This window comes from Streptomyces sp. NPDC051183 (assembly GCF_040682455.1).
In the GTDB taxonomy this organism is placed as follows: domain Bacteria; phylum Actinomycetota; class Actinomycetes; order Streptomycetales; family Streptomycetaceae; genus Streptomyces.
The window spans coordinates 1-15,984 of the sequence record NZ_JBFBBA010000017.1 but is presented as its reverse complement, the minus strand read 5'-3'; the positions used below and the strand labels follow the sequence as shown (position 1 = coordinate 15,984).

The 15,984-nt window shown below is 72.5% G+C and carries 14 protein-coding genes; 6 read left to right on the top strand and 8 right to left on the bottom strand.

Annotated elements, in window-relative coordinates:
* Positions 1 to 3 precede the first annotated feature (3 nt).
* Entirely contained in the window at positions 4 to 2,544 is a 2,541-nt protein-coding gene (locus tag AB0M99_RS16990) for an excinuclease ABC subunit UvrA (protein ID WP_365921035.1), read from the top strand.
* On the opposite strand, the gene AB0M99_RS16985 is transcribed toward AB0M99_RS16990, so the two are convergent.
* The 5 genes from AB0M99_RS16985 to AB0M99_RS16965 form a co-directional block, all read right to left on the bottom strand.
* The gene (locus AB0M99_RS16985; RefSeq protein WP_365921033.1) at positions 2,514 to 2,882 is read right to left on the bottom strand and encodes a cupin domain-containing protein; all 369 of its coding nucleotides are present in this window, start codon (positions 2,880 to 2,882) and stop codon (positions 2,514 to 2,516) included. The two genes, AB0M99_RS16990 and AB0M99_RS16985, sit on opposite strands and share 31 nt — an antisense overlap.
* A gap of 77 nt (positions 2,883 to 2,959) precedes the next feature.
* Positions 2,960 to 3,607 (bottom strand): hypothetical protein, encoded by a 648-nt coding sequence (locus AB0M99_RS16980; protein WP_365921031.1) that lies wholly within the window; start codon positions 3,605 to 3,607, stop codon positions 2,960 to 2,962.
* A gap of 144 nt (positions 3,608 to 3,751) precedes the next feature.
* Entirely contained in the window at positions 3,752 to 4,492 is a 741-nt protein-coding gene (locus tag AB0M99_RS16975; RefSeq protein ID WP_365921029.1) for a succinate dehydrogenase/fumarate reductase iron-sulfur subunit, read from the bottom strand.
* Positions 4,489 to 6,456: a fumarate reductase/succinate dehydrogenase flavoprotein subunit gene (locus AB0M99_RS16970; protein WP_365921027.1), complete on the bottom strand. Its 1,968-nt coding sequence runs from the start codon at positions 6,454 to 6,456 to the stop codon at positions 4,489 to 4,491. Before AB0M99_RS16970 ends, AB0M99_RS16975 begins: the two co-directional genes overlap by 4 nt.
* Before the next feature lies 1 nt (position 6,457).
* The gene (locus AB0M99_RS16965; protein ID WP_365921025.1) at positions 6,458 to 7,162 is read right to left on the bottom strand and encodes a succinate dehydrogenase cytochrome b subunit; all 705 of its coding nucleotides are present in this window, start codon (positions 7,160 to 7,162) and stop codon (positions 6,458 to 6,460) included.
* A gap of 95 nt (positions 7,163 to 7,257) precedes the next feature.
* Between AB0M99_RS16965 and AB0M99_RS16960 the strand changes: the two genes are divergently transcribed.
* Positions 7,258 to 8,136, top strand: coding sequence for a LysR substrate-binding domain-containing protein (locus AB0M99_RS16960; protein WP_365921023.1), 879 nt, complete (start codon positions 7,258 to 7,260; stop codon positions 8,134 to 8,136).
* A 50-nt stretch (positions 8,137 to 8,186) separates the two neighbouring features.
* Here the strand turns inward: AB0M99_RS16960 and AB0M99_RS16955 are convergent, their stop codons facing one another.
* The gene (locus AB0M99_RS16955; protein WP_365921021.1) at positions 8,187 to 8,843 is read right to left on the bottom strand and encodes a TetR family transcriptional regulator; all 657 of its coding nucleotides are present in this window, start codon (positions 8,841 to 8,843) and stop codon (positions 8,187 to 8,189) included.
* A 113-nt stretch (positions 8,844 to 8,956) separates the two neighbouring features.
* Here AB0M99_RS16955 and AB0M99_RS16950 point away from each other — a divergent pair, with 113 nt between their 5' ends.
* Positions 8,957 to 10,048, top strand: coding sequence for an FAD-dependent monooxygenase (locus tag AB0M99_RS16950; protein ID WP_365921020.1), 1,092 nt, complete (start codon positions 8,957 to 8,959; stop codon positions 10,046 to 10,048).
* Positions 10,049 to 10,160: 112 nt separating this feature from the next.
* Here AB0M99_RS16950 and AB0M99_RS16945 read toward each other — a convergent pair whose 3' ends face one another.
* Positions 10,161 to 12,278 (bottom strand): EAL domain-containing protein, encoded by a 2,118-nt coding sequence (locus AB0M99_RS16945; RefSeq protein WP_365921270.1) that lies wholly within the window; start codon positions 12,276 to 12,278, stop codon positions 10,161 to 10,163.
* Positions 12,279 to 12,397: 119 nt separating this feature from the next.
* Positions 12,398 to 13,228, bottom strand: coding sequence for an SAM-dependent methyltransferase (locus AB0M99_RS16940; RefSeq protein ID WP_365921018.1), 831 nt, complete (start codon positions 13,226 to 13,228; stop codon positions 12,398 to 12,400).
* 877 nt (positions 13,229 to 14,105) lie between these two features.
* On the opposite strand from AB0M99_RS16940, the gene AB0M99_RS16935 reads away from it, so the two are divergent.
* The 3 genes from AB0M99_RS16935 to AB0M99_RS16925 all read left to right on the top strand — a co-directional run bounded on the left by AB0M99_RS16935 (position 14,106) and on the right by AB0M99_RS16925 (position 15,889).
* Positions 14,106 to 14,261 (top strand): hypothetical protein, encoded by a 156-nt coding sequence (locus tag AB0M99_RS16935; protein WP_365921016.1) that lies wholly within the window; start codon positions 14,106 to 14,108, stop codon positions 14,259 to 14,261.
* A 33-nt stretch (positions 14,262 to 14,294) separates the two neighbouring features.
* Positions 14,295 to 15,065: a hypothetical protein gene (locus AB0M99_RS16930; protein WP_365921014.1), complete on the top strand. Its 771-nt coding sequence runs from the start codon at positions 14,295 to 14,297 to the stop codon at positions 15,063 to 15,065.
* A gap of 218 nt (positions 15,066 to 15,283) precedes the next feature.
* Positions 15,284 to 15,889, top strand: a complete 606-nt coding sequence (locus AB0M99_RS16925; RefSeq protein WP_365921012.1) for a hypothetical protein — start codon at positions 15,284 to 15,286, stop codon at positions 15,887 to 15,889.
* Positions 15,890 to 15,984: the final 95 nt, after the last annotated feature.

Sequence of the window (15,984 nt, the reverse complement as noted above, 5' to 3'; positions counted from 1 at the left end):
CGAATGCACGAGTCCACGCACGATGCTCCAGCCGGCCCCACCCCTCCCGCAGGTCCCGCCGGCACCGCAGGAACCACCGGCACCGCCGCGCACGACCCGTACGTACGGGTCCGCGGCGCCCGGGAGCACAATCTGCGCGGGGTCGACGTGGACATCCCGCGCGACGCGCTGACCGTGTTCACCGGGGTCTCCGGTTCGGGCAAGAGCTCGCTCGCCTTCGGCACCCTGTACGCCGAGGCCCAGCGCCGGTACTTCGAGTCAGTGGCGCCGTACGCCCGCCGCCTGATCCACCAGGTCGGCGCGCCGAAGGTGGACTCCATCACCGGGCTGCCGCCCGCCGTCTCGCTGGAGCAGCGGCGCTCCTCCCCCGGCTCGCGCTCCTCGGTCGGGACGGTGACCCTGCTGTCCAACTCCCTGCGGATGCTGTTCTCGCGGGCCGGCACCTACCCTCCGGGGGCCGAGCGGCTGGACTCGGACGCCTTCTCCCCCAACACCGCGGCCGGTGCCTGCCCTTCCTGTCACGGGCTCGGCCGGATCCACCGCACCAGCGAGGAACTCCTCGTCCCCGACCCCGGCCTGTCGATCCGTCAAGGGGCCATCGCCGCCTGGCCGGGAGCCTGGCAGGGCAAGAACCTGCGGGACATCCTGGAGACGCTCGGCCACGACGTGGACGCGCCCTGGCGGGAGCTGCCCGCCGAGGAACGGGAGTGGATCCTGTTCACCGAGGAGCAGCCGGTCGTGACGGTCCATCCCGTGCGGGAGGCCGACCGGATCCAACGGCCCTACCAGGGCACGTACATGAGCGCCCACCGCTATGTGATGCGGACGTTCTCGGACAGCAAGAGCGCCACCCTGCGGGCCCGCGCCGAGAAGTTCCTCACCGATTCCCCGTGCCCGGTGTGCGAGGGCCGGCGGCTGCGCCCGGAGGCACTGGCGGTGACCTTCGCGGGCCGCACCATCGCGGAGCTGGCGGCGCTTCCGCTGACCGCACTGGACACCGTACTGGCGGGCTCGGGCGCGGACGTGCCCGGCGGGGACGAGGCCGCCCGGGTGCTCGGCGAGGACCTGCGGGCGCGGATCGCCCCCGTCACGGAGCTCGGGCTCGGCTACCTGAGCCTGGACCGCACGGCGCCCAGCCTGTCGGCGGGAGAGCTGCAGCGGCTGCGGCTGGCGACGCATCTGCGGTCGGGGCTGTTCGGGGTGGTGTACGTGCTCGACGAGCCGTCGGCGGGGCTGCACCCGGCCGACACCGAGGCACTGCTCGGCGTACTGGACCGGCTCAAGGCCGCGGGGAACACCGTGTTCGTCGTGGAACACCACCTGGACGTCGTGCGGCACGCCGACTGGCTGGTGGACGTCGGGCCGCTCGCCGGGGAGCACGGCGGACGGGTGCTGCACAGCGGGCCGCCGCAGGACCTGGCCGGGGTCGCGGGGTCGGCGACGGCTCGCCACCTGTTCGCGGAGCGCGAGCGCGGGCAGGGGGGCGGGGCGGTAGTTCGGACGGCGACCGGGGTCGTACGGCTCAGCGGTGTCGACCGGCACAACCTCCGTGACGTTTCGGCGGAGTTCCCGCTCGGCGTGTTCACGGCGGTGACGGGGGTTTCGGGTTCGGGCAAGTCCACGCTGGTGGGGCAGGTGCTCGCGCGGGAGGTCGCCGAGCGGCTGACGGACCCCGGGTTCCCCGTACGGCGGCTGGTGGAGGTGGACCAGAAGCCGATCGGCCGTACCCCCCGCTCGAACCTGGCCACGTACACGGGGCTGTTCGACGTGGTCCGCAAACTCTTCACCGCGGCGCCGGAGTCGAAGGCGCGCGGCTGGAAGGCGGGCCGGTTCTCCTTCAACGTGCCGGGCGGCCGGTGCGAGACCTGCCAGGGCGAGGGCTTCGTCTCGGTGGAGCTGATGTTCCTGCCCAGTACGTACGCCCCCTGCCCCGAGTGCGCGGGCGCCCGGTACAACTCCGAGACCCTCCAGGTCCGTTACGCGGGGCTGAACATCGCCGAGGTCCTCGGGCTGACGGTGGAGTCGGCGGCGGCCTTCTTCGCCGAGGTCCCGGCGGCGGCGCGGAGCCTGCGCGCGCTGGAGGAGATCGGCCTGGGGTACCTGCGGCTCGGCCAGCCGGCGACGGAGCTGTCGGGCGGCGAGGCACAGCGCATCAAGCTGGCGACGGAGCTCCAGAGGCTGCGCCGCGACCACACCCTGTACCTGCTGGACGAGCCGACGACCGGGCTCCACCCGGCCGATGTGCAGGTGCTGCTGAGGCAGTTGCACGGGCTGGTGGACGCCGGGCACTCGGTGGTGGTCGTGGAGCACGACATGGCGGTGGTGGCGGGCGCGGACTGGGTCGTGGACCTGGGCCCGGGCGGTGGCGCGGACGGCGGCCGCGTGGTCGCGGCGGGCACCCCGGCCGAAGTGGCCCGCACCCCCGACAGTCGTACGGCGGGCCACTTGGCGCGTGCGGTCGCCTCCCTCAACGGCGGGTCGGGGAGTGGCGGTTCCCGGAACGGTGCGTCGCTTCAGGCGGCAGGCTTGGCGAAGCTGCCGTAGCCCTGCCAGTCGAGCACCACGCACTGCTCGTCGCCGAGTACCCAGGCGTCGTGTCCGGGGTCGATCTGGATGAAGTCCCCGGTCTGTATCTCGGCGCTCTCGCCGTCGTCCATGACGATCTTCATCCGGCCGCTGATGATGTAGCCCACGTGGGCGGCCTGGCAGCTGTCGGTCCCGGCGATGGGCTTGATGTGCTTCGACCACTGCCAGCCCGGCTCGAACACGGCCCGGCCCACCGGTCCGTGGGCAGTGTCCACGAGGTCGAGCTTGCCCTTGCCGTCTTCGAACGGACGTGTCTCATCCGCGGAATCGAAGGGCTTGCGCACGATTCCAGCCATGATCGTCTACCTCCCGGGCACACTGCCTGCCCCGAGTCCACTTCTCAGCGTACGCCGATACCGCCCGGTCGCCCTGCTCACGCGTCGCCCGGCAGCAGGTGCTGCGGTACCTCGCGGAAACTCCACGTTCCCCGTTGCCGGGTGAACATCCACACCAGGTCGTAGCGGTCGGGCCAGGTGGCGGGCACGCCGAGGACCCCCTGCGCGCCCAGGGCCCCGATCAGGCGGGGGATGCCGGTGTGCTCCCAGCAGACGAGTACGGGCATGGAGGCGGCGAGCACGGCCCGGCCGAGCGCCGGTTCGGCGCCGACGGCGAACTCGGCACGGACCGGCGTGCCCAGCGCCGCGGCCAGCACCTCCACGGTCTGGCGGCACCGGGCGGGCGCGCCCGCCTTGCCTCCGGCGGCGAAGACGGCCCCGGGGCGGGGCAGTGCGGCGCCGCGGGCCGGCGGGAAGAGGGCGGGGAGTTCCTGGGCCCGGCGGCGGCCCCGGCCGGCCAGGAACCCTGGGTCCTCGTTGCCCTCGTCGTCCTCCCCGATGTCCCCGGCGTACGGCTTCTCGGCGTGCCGGATCACCATGACCAGGGCGTCCTTGGCGGCCGCCGGGCCGGGGGCCGGGCTGCGAGGGTGCTCCTGCGCGGCGCAGCCGGCCGCCGCGAGCGGGGCCAGGGCGGCTGCCAGCACGGTACGGCGTCGCGGTCCGCGCTCGGCGGGGGCATGTGGCATGGGCCCACTGTCGCCCGCGCCCCGGTCACCGCCTGGGACGGCGCGGCGTACCGCCGGCACGAGCGCCCGGTCGGCCCATACGGTCGGCCCGTACGGTCATCCGGTCGGACCACGGCGCGCCGCGCGACCCGGGCGGGCTGCGGCTCAGCCCTTGCGGACCGCCCTCAGCCACTCCTTGTTCATGGCGGCGATGGACGGGAGCGGGATCCCCTTGGGGCAGGCCGTGGCGCACTCCCCCGTGAGCGTGCAGCCGCCGAAGCCCTCGGCGTCCATGGTCGCCACCATGTCCAGGACCCGGGTCTCCCGCTCGGGTGAGCCCTGCGGGAGTGCGCCCAGGTGGTTGACCTTGGCCGAGGTGAAGAGCATGGCCGAGCCATTGGGGCAGGCCGCCACACAGGCTCCGCAGCCGATGCACTCGGCGTGCTCGAAGGCGCGGTCGGCATCGGCCTTGGGCACGGCGGTGGCGTGCGCCTCGGGGGCCGAGCCGGTCGGGGCGGTGATGTAGCCGCCGGCCTGGATGATGCGGTCGAAGGCTCCCCGGTCCACCACGAGGTCCTTGACCACGGGGAAGGCGGCTGCCCGCCAGGGTTCGACGTCGATGGTGTCGCCGTCGGCGAAGGAGCGCATGTGGAGCTGGCAGGTGGTGGTGCGCTCCGGGCCGTGGGCATCGCCGTTGATGACGAGGCTGCACGCGCCGCAGATGCCCTCGCGGCAGTCGTGGTCGAAGGCGACCGGGTCCTCGCCGCGCAGGATGAGGTCCTCGTTGAGGGTGTCGAGCATCTCCAGGAAGGACATGTCCTTCGAGATGCCGTCGACCTCGTACGAGGCCATCGTGCCGGGGGCGTCGGCGCTCTGCTGGCGCCAGACGCGCAGGTTGAGCTTCATGCGTAGCTCCGCTGGGTGGGGTGGACGTACTCGAAGACGAGGTCTTCCTTGTGCAGGACGGGGGCGGCGCCGGTGCGGACGAACTCCCAGGCCGCGGCGTAGGAGAACTCCCCGTCGCGCCGCTCGGCCTCGCCCTCCGGGGTCTGGGACTCCTCACGGAAGTGACCGCCGCAGGACTCGGCGCGGTGGAGTGCGTCGAGGCACATCAGCTCGGCGAGTTCGAGGTAGTCGACGATGCGGTTGGCCTTCTCCAGCGACTGGTTGAACTCCTCGCCGGTGCCGGGGACCTTGATGCGCCGCCAGAACTCCTCCCTGATCTCGGGGATCCGGTCGAGGGCCTTGCGCAGTCCCTCCTCGGTGCGGGCCATGCCGCAGTACTCCCACATGAGTTCGCCGATCTCGCGGTGGAAGGAGTCGGGGGTGCGGTCGCCGTCGACGGCGAGGAGCCTGTCGAGCCGCTCGCGGGTCTCCCCTACGGCCGCCAGCGCCTCGGGGTGGGTGTCGTCGACGGCTTCGCGGTGCGGGTGGCGCGCCAGGTAGTCGTTGATGGTCGAGGGGAGGACGAAGTAGCCGTCGCCGAGGCCCTGCATGAGGGCGGAGGCGCCGAGGCGGTTGGCGCCGTGGTCGGAGAAGTTGGCCTCGCCGATCGCGAAGAGTCCGGGGACGGTGGTGTGGAGGTCGTAGTCGACCCACAGGCCGCCCATCGTGTAGTGCACGGCGGGATAGATCCGCATGGGGACCTCGTACGGGTTCTCCGCGGTGATCCGCTCGTACATCTCGAAGAGGTTGCCGTACTTCTCCGCGACCTGGTCCCTGCCCATGCGGCGGATGGCGTCGGCGAAGTCGAGGTAGACGCCCTGGCCGCCGGGGCCCACGCCGCGGCCCTCGTCGCAGACGTTCTTGGCGGCGCGGGAGGCGATGTCGCGGGGCACGAGGTTGCCGAAGGAGGGGTAGATCCGCTCCAGGTAGTAGTCGCGCTCCGCTTCGGGGATCTCGGCGGCGGGGCGGGTGTCGCCCTTGGCCTTGGGGACCCAGATGCGGCCGTCGTTGCGCAGGGACTCGCTCATCAGGGTGAGCTTGGACTGGTGGTCGCCGGTGCGCGGGATGCAGGTGGGGTGGATCTGGGTGAAGCAGGGGTTGGCGAAGTACGCGCCGCGCCGGTGCGCCCGCCAGACGGCGGTCGCGTTGGAGTTCATGGCGTTGGTGGAGAGGTAGAAGACGTTGCCGTAGCCGCCGCTGGCGAGGACGACGGCGTCGGCGTAGTGGGTGTCGATCCGGCCGGTGACCAGGTCGCGGGCGACGATGCCGCGGGCCACTCCGTCGACGGTGATCAGGTCGAGCATCTCGGTGCGGGCGTGCATCTCGACGTTGCCGGCGGCGATCTGGCGGGAGAGTGCCTGGTAGGCGCCGAGGAGGAGCTGCTGGCCGGTCTGGCCGCGGGCGTAGAAGGTGCGGGAGACCTGTACGCCGCCGAAGGAGCGGGTGTCGAGGAGGCCGCCGTACTCGCGGGCGAAGGGCACGCCCTGGGCGACGCACTGGTCGATGATCTCCACGGAGATCTGGGCGAGGCGGTGGACGTTGGACTCGCGGGCGCGGAAGTCCCCGCCCTTGACGGTGTCGTAGAAGAGGCGGTGCACGGAGTCGCCGTCGTTGCGGTAGTTCTTGGCGGCGTTGATTCCGCCCTGCGCGGCGATGGAGTGGGCCCGGCGCGGGGAGTCGGAGAAGCAGAACTGGACGACGTGGTAGCCCTGTTCGGCGAGGGTGGCCCCGGCGGCGGCGCCGGCCAGGCCGGTACCGACGACGATGATCCGGTGCTTGCGGCGGTTGGCGGGGTTGACGAGCTTGGCCTCGAAGCGGCGGCGGTCCCACCGCTCGGCGATCGGGCCCGAGGGGGCCTTGGTGTCGGCGATCGGCTCGCCGGTGGTGTAGGCCGTGTAGTCGGCGTGGTCGGTGTATGTGCTCATGTCAGCTCACCACTCCGGTCATGACGGCGACGGGGACGGACGTGAAGCCCGCGAAGAGGACGAGGGCGAGTGCGTTGGCGAGGAACTTCAGAGTCCGGTCGCGTCGGGCACTGCCCTGGCCGAGGGTCTGGGCGGCGCTCCAGAAGCCGTGGCGGACGTGCAGCCCGAGGGCGGCCATCGCGACGAGGTAGATGGCGTTGCCGTACCAGGTGGAGAAGGTGGCGAGGACGTTCTCGTACGGGTGGCCGGCCCAGGCGCGCTCGTTGACGGTGAGCGTGGTGAGGTCGAGCAGGTGCCACACGATGAACAGGGCGAGGATGATGCCGCCCCAGCGCATGGTGCGCGTCGCGTAGCTCGCGCGGCGCCGCTTGTGGGCGTACTTCACCGGGCGTGCCTTGATGTCGCGGCGGCTGAGCTGGTAGGCGCAGACCCCGTGGGCGATGACGGCGGCGACCAGGACCACGCGGAAGATCCACAGGGCCCACTCGTGGTGCAGGAAGGGCGAGCCGAGGGTGCGCAGCCAGTGGGCGTAGCCGTTGAACTCCTCAGGGCCGAAGAAGATCTTCAGGTTGCCGAGCATGTGCACGACGAGGTAGCCGAGCATGACCAGTCCGGAGACGGCCATCACGGACTTCTTGCCGACGGAGGAGTCCCAGAGTGTGCGGGTGCTGGACGGCCGTCGATCCGTCCGCGTTGCCAGTGCCATGCCGACGACGGTAAGGACCAAGGTCCTGAAAGGTCCAAGACATGATGGGGCTGATCTCGATAGGCATTGGCTATGTAGGGGGCTAGCCTGGGACCATGCAGTTCCAGCAGCTGGTGTACTTCGTGGCCGTGGCCGAGACCCGGCACTTCACGCGCGCGGCGGAGCGGGAGCACGTGGCCCAGCCTTCGCTCTCGCAGCAGATCAAGGCGCTCGAACGGGAGCTGGGCGCTGAGCTCTTCAGCCGGGCGCGCGGCAACATCACGCTCACCGACGCGGGCGAGGCCCTGCTGCCGCTGGCCCGGCGGATCCTGGCGGACGCGGACACCGCAAGGCTGGAGGTGCAGGAGCTGGCGCAGCTGCGGCGCGGCCGGGTCCGGCTGGGCGCGACGCCGAGTGTGTGCACCGGTCTGCTGCCGGGCGTGCTGCACGCCTTCCATTCCGCGCACCCGGGGATCGAGCTGCTGATCGAGGAGAGCGGTTCGCTGGATCTCGTACGGGAGCTGGCGCGCGGGGCCCTGGACCTCGCGCTGATCGCGCTGCCGCTGCCGCCCTCAGCGCCGGCGCTGACCACGGTGGAACTGCTGACGGAGGACCTGGTGGTCGTCTCGTCGGCGGCGCTCCCGCCCCCGGCGGGCGGCGGGGCGCTGACGGTGTCGGCGCTGCGGGACGAGCCGATGGTGATGTTCCGCCACGGCTACGACCTGCGGGACCTCACCGTGGCCGCCTGCCGGGCCGAGGGGTTCGAGCCGGTGTTCACGGTGGAGGGCGGTGAGATGGACGCGGTACTGGGCTTCGTACGGGCGGGACTCGGCATCGCGGTGGTGCCGGCCATGGTGGTGGACCACGCCGGCCCCGGTCTGCGGGCCACCTCCCTGGCCGGCTCCCCCCTGCGGCGCACCATCGCCCTGGCGCACCGCACGGACGTGGCTCCGCCGCGCGCGGCCCGTGAGCTGAAGCGCATGCTGGTGGGCTGACCGGACCCCTTCGGACCCCCCGGACCCCGGGGGCGCCTCCGGTCGCGGCTCTAGGGACGTATGGACAGGGTCCGGCCGAGCCCGTCGGCCAGCATGCCGAAGGCCAGGTCGGCGTCGGCCACGGCGGCCGGGTGGGCCTCGTCGGAGCTCTGGCCGGATTCGATGCGGCGCCAGTTCTCCCAGCCCAGCTCATGGCGGACATCGATCAGTTGCCGGGCGGCGAGCCGCGCTACGAGCGGCGGGGCCGACTCCGCTTCGAGTACGGCGGCGAGCAGCTCCACCTCCCGGGCCGTGTAGTGGGCCATCCGCGATCCGAGGCTGGGGGTGGTGTGGAGCAGCCGCTCGAAGGCCAGGACCTGCGGGTGGTCGCAGATCCCGGTGATGGCGTCGCGCTCGCCGAGGGCCCCGATGAAGTGCGCGTGGAGCGCGGCCACCGGGCCCTGCCCCGCGGGCCGGTCGCGCACGATGCGCGCCGCCTCGTCCTGGTGGTCGGCGAACCGGTCCAGGACCAGGTCCTCCTTGCTCGGGAAGTACCGGAACAGGGTGGGCTTGGAGACCTCGGCCGCCGCGGCGACGTCCGCCACGGAGACGGCATCGAAGCCCCGCTCCAGGAACAGCTCCAGCGCCGTGGCCGCCAATTGGCGGCGCGTGCGGAGCTTCTTGCTCTCTCGCAGACCCGTCTTGTGGTCCGTGTGCACCGTGTCCATGCGTCCACCGTACCACGGATGCGTGACCAGGTTATTTTTTTAACCGGGTTGCTTTTTTTCGATGAAGCCGCTTTCCTTGAGTCATCGACGATGAGACGAAGAGAGGACCTCCGATGACCGACGGACAGACCGACGTGCGGACCGACGTACTGATCGTGGGCTCCGGCCCGACCGGACTCACCCTGGCCTGCGACCTCGCCCTCCGAGGCGTCGCCGTCCGCGTCCTCGACGCGCGCGCCGCCCCGCACCGCGAATCCCGGGGCAAAGGACTCACCCCGGGCAGCCTGGAGGCCTTCGCCCGGCTCGGCGCCGACGGGCCGATGGCCGCCGTCGGCACTCGCGGGGTGGTCCTGCGCAAGTACTTCGACGGAGCCCCCGTCCAGGACACACCGTCGGGTGACGGCCTCCTCATCGGCCAGTGGCAGGTGGAGGAGGTCCTCCGCGCCCGGCTCGCCGACCTCGGCGTCCGGGTCGAGTACCGGGCCCGGGTCACCGGCATCAGCCAGGACGCGGGCGGGGTCGGCGTCCGGCTGGCGGACGGCCGCCTGATCCGCGCCGGGTACGTCGCCGGATGCGACGGCGGCCGCAGTACGACCCGCCAACTCCTCGGGATCCCCTTCGAGGGGCACACCGAGGAGGCGGACACGATGGTGCTCGGGGACGTCACGGCGGCGGGGCTGAGCCGGGACCACTGGCACCAGTGGTTCACGTCGGACGGCGGGGGGATCCTGCTCTGCCCGATACCGGGGAGCGAGGTGTTCCAGCTCCAGGCCTCCCCCGAACTGGACGCGCAGGGCCGGCCGATACCGCCCTCGCTGGAGGGCTTCCAGCGGCTCTTCGACCGTCACGCGCGGGTACCGGGGATCCGGCTGGCGGACGCCACCTGGATATCGGCCTGGCGGGTCAATGTCCGGATGGCGGCCCGGATCCGGGAGGGCCGGGTCTTCCTCGCCGGGGACGCGGCGCACGTCCACCCGATAGCCGGCGGGCTCGGCATGAACACCGGCGTCGAGGACGCGGTCGCCCTCGGCCGGACCCTGGCCGCCGCGCTCGCCCGGCCCGCGGATCCCGGCGTACTCGACGGGTACGAGGCGGAGCGCCTGCCCGCGGCGGCCGCGGTGCTGGCCGACACCGCCGAGCGGCACGGGCGGGTCCTGGCCGCGGTGCGCGAGCCGGGCCGGGGGACGGAGGCAGGGCTGGACTGACCCGGCGGGCCGCCGGCCCCGCCCCCACCCCCGGGCTCGCCGGCCTGGCGGGGCCGGGCGGTGCGGCGGGGCCGTCGGTCAGGCGGGGCCGTCGGTCAGGCGGGGCCGTCGGTCAGGCGGTGGGCACGGCGTCCGCGAGCAGGAGGGCGTGTATGCGGTCGGGGGCGCCGGGGCGGGCGTAGTACCAGCCCTGGGCCGTGTCGCAGCCGAGGGCACGGAGCTGGGCCGCCTGGGCGCCCGTCTCCACTCCCTCGACGGTGACGGCGAGTTCGAGGCTGTGGGCCAGGGCGACTATGCCCTCCACGATCTTGACGTCGACCGGGTTGGCGGGCTGCTGCTGCATCCCCTGGGTGAATGAGCGGTCCAGCTTCAGGACGCTGACGGGGAGGCGGCGCAGATTGGCCAGGTTGGAGTAGCCGGTACCGAAGTCGTCGAGGGCGATGTCCACGCCCAGGGCGGCGAGTCGGCGCAGGGGTTCGAGGAGTTCGTCGTCGGCGCCGATCAGGGCCGACTCCGTGACCTCCAGGCACAGTGCGCCGGGGGCCAGGCCGGAGTTCTCCAGGACCGCCACCGTGTCGGCGACCAGGCCGGGGTGGTGGAGCTGGGTCGGCGAGAGGTTCACGTTGATCCGCAGGGCCGAGCCGCCGTGCTGGCGCTGCCACTTCCGGGCCTGGCGGACGGCCTCCTCCAGGACCCAGCGGCCGAGCGGCACGATCAGCCCGGTGCGCTCGGCGAGCGGGATGAAGCGGTCCGGGCCGAGCACCCCGTACTGCGGGTGGGACCAGCGCACCAGCGCCTCAGCACCGTGCACGCTGCCGTCGTGCATGTGCACCAGGGGCTGGTACTCGATGAAGAACTCGCCGCGCTCCAGCGCCGCCGGCAGGGCGTTGGTCAGGCCGTGCCGGGTGATGGCGCGGGCGTCGGCCTCCGCGTCGGCGAACTCGAAGCGGTTGCCGCCGGCCGCCTTGGCCCGGTACATGGTGATGTCGGCGCTGCGCAGGACCTCGGCGGGGGTGCGCTCACGGGCCGGTCCCTCGACGATGCCGATGCTGCCCCGGACCGTCAGCTCCCGGCCCTCCAGCCGGATGGGCGCGGCCAGGGCGGAGAGGATGCGCACCGCGAGCTCGGTGGCCTTCTCCTCGGTGTCGGAGCCGGTGGTCAGTGCGACGAACTCGTCGCCTCCGAGCCGGGCGACGACCTCGCCGGGGCCGGTCGCACAGCTCTGCAGCCGGTCCGCGACCTCCACGAGCAGCCGGTCGCCCGCCGAGTGGCCGAGGCTGTCGTTGACCGCCTTGAAGCCGTCGAGGTCCAGGTAGCACAGGCCGAAGCGGGCACCGCCGGCCCCGCTCAATGCCTTCTCCAGCCGCTCGAAGAACAGCGTCCGGTTGGGCAGCCCGGTCAGGGCGTCATGGGTGGCCTCGTAGCGCAGGCGCAGGTTCAGCAGCCGGCGCTCGGTGGTGTCCTCCATCAGCGCCAGCTGGTACTGCGGAACGCCCTCGGTGTCGCGCAGCAGCGAGACCGTCAGGTTGGTCCACAGCACGGTCCCGTCGTGCCGGTAGTACGGCTTCTCCACCCGGTAGCTCTCGCGTTCGCCGCGCACGAGCTCCTCGTACATCCGCCAGACGTGCGGGTGGTCGTCGGGGTGGCCCCACTCGTTGACGTTGCGGCCCCGGACGTGGCCGTCCATGCCGCCGAACATCTGCATCAGCGCGTCGTTGACCTCCAGGACGTTGCCCTCCAGGTCGGCGATGCCGATCCCGACGGCCGCGCCCTCGAAGACCGCCCGGAAGCGCTCCTCGCTCGCGTGCAGCGCCTGCTGGGCGTCGATGCGGGCGGTGAGCGCGGAGCGGGCGATGGCCTCCTGCTCCCTCAGGGTCCGCTCGCGCAGCGCGCGGGCGAAGCCGGCGGCGATCGCGTGCTGGAGCCGGGCACAGCGGGAGCGGTACTCCTCGGTGCCGTCGACGCCGGGGCCGTCCGGGCCGCAGTAGAGCACCAGGTACGACTCGACGACTCCGAGGGTGCCGGCCAGCGCCTCGGGGTCGGTGCAGTGCACGGCGACGAGTTCGGCCCCGACCCGCTGGGCTACCCCCGCGTCGAAGGGCCGGGCATGCAGGGCCTCGACGAGGGTCCGGGTGAGCGGTACGAGGTGCCGCTCGAACTCGACCCGGGTGAGCGAGGTCGCCGTCACGGGGAAGATCGCCCGCCCCCAGATGGTCGCGAACCGCCCGATCCGGTCCTCGAGGCCACCGCCGTGCGCGGCGGCCTCGGCGGCCTCCGGGGCGGCTGCGCCCCGGGGCCCCGCAGCGCCCGCCGCGGGTGCGGCCGGGCCCGCGGTCTGTGCCGGAAGTCTCACGCCTTGCGTCCCGCTCCGGCGAACCCCGAGAAGGCGTACGGGTCCTCCTGCACTTCGCCGTCCTGTGGGTCCTCGGGGCCGTCGGGCCGCCAGTTGGGCATGGCCACGACGCCGGGTTCGATCAGTTCGAAGCCGTCGAAGAAGCGGGTGATCTGCTCGCCGGTGCGCATGACCAGCGGGTTGCGGATGTCCCGGTAGACGCCCACGGCGCCGCCCGCGACGTCCTCGGAGAGCGGGATGCCCTCGTACGAGGCGTGCGTGAGGATCAGCATGCTTCCGGGGGCCAGCGCGTCGCGCAGCTCGGCGACGAGGGCGTAGGGATCGTCCGCGTCCTCCAGGAAGTGCAGGACGGCGACCAGCATCAGGGCGACGGGGCGGTCGAAGTCGAGCAGCCGGGCGGCCTCGGGCGCGGTCAGGATGTCGCGCGGCTTGCGCAGGTCGGCGGCGACGACGGCGGTGCGGTCGTCGCCGGCCAGGACGGCCTGGCTGTGCGCGACGGCCACCGGGTCGTGGTCGACGTAGACCACGCGGGCCTCGGGGCTGGCGGCCTGGGCGATCTCGTGGACGTTGCCGAAGGTGGGGATGCCGGAGCCGATGTCGAGGAACTGCGTGACGCCCTCGGCGACCGCGTGGCGGACGGCCCTGCGCATGAATGCCCGGTTCGCCTGCATGATCTTGGGCAGGCCCGGCATGAATTCCATGGCCCGACGGGCGGCCTGGCGGTCGACCTCGAAATTGTGGGAGCCGCCCAGGTAGTAATCGTAGATGCGGGACACGCTCGGCACCGATATGTCGATGCCTGGCGGGGCCCAGGCGGGTCGCTCCATCGGGTTCTCCAAGCCGTAGTCCTGCGGTGGTCCGGTCGGGGTCGGACTCCTGTCCGAGCCGAATGTACTGATCATTGCCCAACGGAGCGAGCGAAAGCGGAAATTGGCCATCCGTTCTTCGTCACACACCAAAGGCCTGTACCGCAGCGCGCTCGAAGAATGATCGAAACCGACAAATACCTTTTGGGAATTGGGCGATAGCGGGTCGGATCCCACCCGGAGATGGCTCAAACCTCTACGGTCTGCACTCCACCCGTTCAGGCGAACCGCGACCGTCCCCCGCGTGCACCGGCGCGCGCGGCCCCATGATCCCCGGGTGAACAGAGCCTCTACCAGGCGCCTGCTGGCGGTCCCGGTCCTGCTGTGGGCGGCCCTGGCCGCCACGCCGGCCGTGGCCGATAGCAGCACCTACCCGACGATCGGCGCCGACGAGGTCGCGGCTGCCGTCCGGGCGTACTCGGCCACCGGCGCAGGCGGGCCGGCCGCCGCCCGGGGTGGCGGACATCACGGCGACAGCGGGAACGACGGCCGCGGTCGCGGCCCCCGGCACGGCCACGGACACAGCGACAGCGGAAACGGCGGCCACGGCCATGGGGGCCACGGTCACCCAGGAGGTCATCACGGCGGCCCGCACTGCCCGCCGCCGCCTCCCCCGCCGTGCCCTCCCAAGCCCACCCCGACCCCGACGCCCACCCCCACTCCGACCCCGCCCAAGCCCACGCCCACCCCGCCGCCACCGCCTCCCCCGCCACCGCCTCCGCCCGAGCCGGCGCCGAAGCCACCCGCACCGGCCCCGCCGAAACCCGCTCCCGCCCCGGCCGCGCCCCGCGTGTACCGGGCACCGGCTCCGCCGCCACCACCGCCGCCCACCGCCGCGGTGACGCCTCCGCCCGCGCCGATGAAGCCGGTGGCCCGGCCGACGTACCACTTCGAAGCCCGAAAGCCGGTGGAGCGCCACATCTCACCGGTGACCTTCACCTTGATGACCGCGGTTCCCGCGGTGCTCGCGATCGTCGCGCTGCGCCCGCGCTAGACCCGCCCGGACCGTTACCCATTGGGAGTCATCTTGTCGGAATGGCTCGTCCTGACCATTGCGATGGCCGCGGCGTGCGCCGTGGTGCTGTCCATCACCTTCGTCAACCACCGCCGGATCGGGGAGAACGACGATCCGAGCGAGACCCCGGACGTCATCGAGTACATGACGATGATGATCGGGGTGATCTACGCGATCGTCCTGGGCCTGGCGATCGCAGGCGTCTGGGAAGCCCGCGGCGCCGCCCAGGAGTACGTGCGCCAGGAGGCGCAGGCCCTGCACGAGATCAGCGTCCGCTCCGAGGTCTATCCCGCCGAGGTGCGCAAGAAGATCCGGTCCGACGTGGACGCGTACGTCAGCTACGTCGTGGAGACGGAGTGGAAGGAGATGGCCGAGAACGGCGATCTCACGGACCGCAGCGGGGAGTTGCTGGAGCGCATCCGGCGTGACGTGACGGACTACGAGCCGCAGACCGACCACGAGGGGCAGGCGTACCAGCCGCTGGTGGACCAGGCGGCCGTCGTGGACGACGCGCGCAACGCGCGCGGCCAGAGCGCCGGAGCCACGATGCCGGGCGTGGTGTGGTTCGGGCTGATCGCGGGGGCGCTGGTGACGGTGGGGCTGATCTTCACCCTGCAGATCCGCCGCTCGTTCCGGGAACTGCTGCTGGCGGGTCTCTTCAGCGCGCTCATCGCGTTCCTGCTGTTCCTCATCTGGGACTTCGACGCGCCCTTCGGGCGGGGCATCGCGGCCACCGCAGAGCCGTTCTTCGCACAGTTCCCGCACCTGGGCCTGGAGGACTGACACCGCCGCGACCCGTACGCGGGCCGTACGCCGACGGCCGCGCGCAAACCGGGGACGGGCCTCCCGTCCCCGGTTCGGCCCATCGCCATGCCCCATTCGCCCGTTCCTGATCGCGGGTCACGGCGCCCGCGCCTAGCGTGGCGGACATCGAGGCGCACGACCCCCCACGTGCGGAAACCCGTTCCGCGGCTGCTCCTCGGGGATCCGGAGAATGAACCATGGGTGCGATACGTTCCTCCGCCACCGCCCTGTTGAGCGCAGGCGCCGCAGGCGCCGCCCTCGCGCTCGGCGTCCTCGGTGCTCCCGTCTCGTCGGCCGCCCCGCTGCCCGTCACCTCGTTCGGCTTCGCCATCACCCCCTCGACCGTCGCCCCGGGCGGCCAGGTCGTGCTCTCCGTCACCGGCTGCAACGCCGCCTTCGCCACCGCCTCCTCCGGCGTCTTCGACACCGTGAGCATTCCGCGGGGCCAGACCGTGCGCGTCACGGTGGACCGGGACGCCCGGCGCGGAGCCCTGTACTCCGTCTCCTTCACCTGCAACGGGGAGACCGGTTCGGCCGACCTCACCATCGCGGGCGCCACCAGCAGGCCGACGACGAACTCCACCACCGGGGCACGTACCGGAACGAGCAACGGAACGACCAACGGAACCGGCACCGGCACCGGGGCCTCGCGCGGTGCCACCCTCGGTGTCCGCGGCGGCCTCGGCGGCAGTGTGGCCGGGCTGGACCCCGTGGAGCTCGGCGCGGGCGCCGGGCTCGTCCTCGCCGCCGCGGGCGGTACGACGTACGCCCTGCGCAGGCGCGGCGCCCGCCGCAACCACTGACGCCCACGGACCCACCGCAGCGGCCGCTCCCGCAACCACTCCCGCAACCCCCCGGAAAACCGCCGGTCGCCCCGAGTCCTGGCCAGGACTCGGGG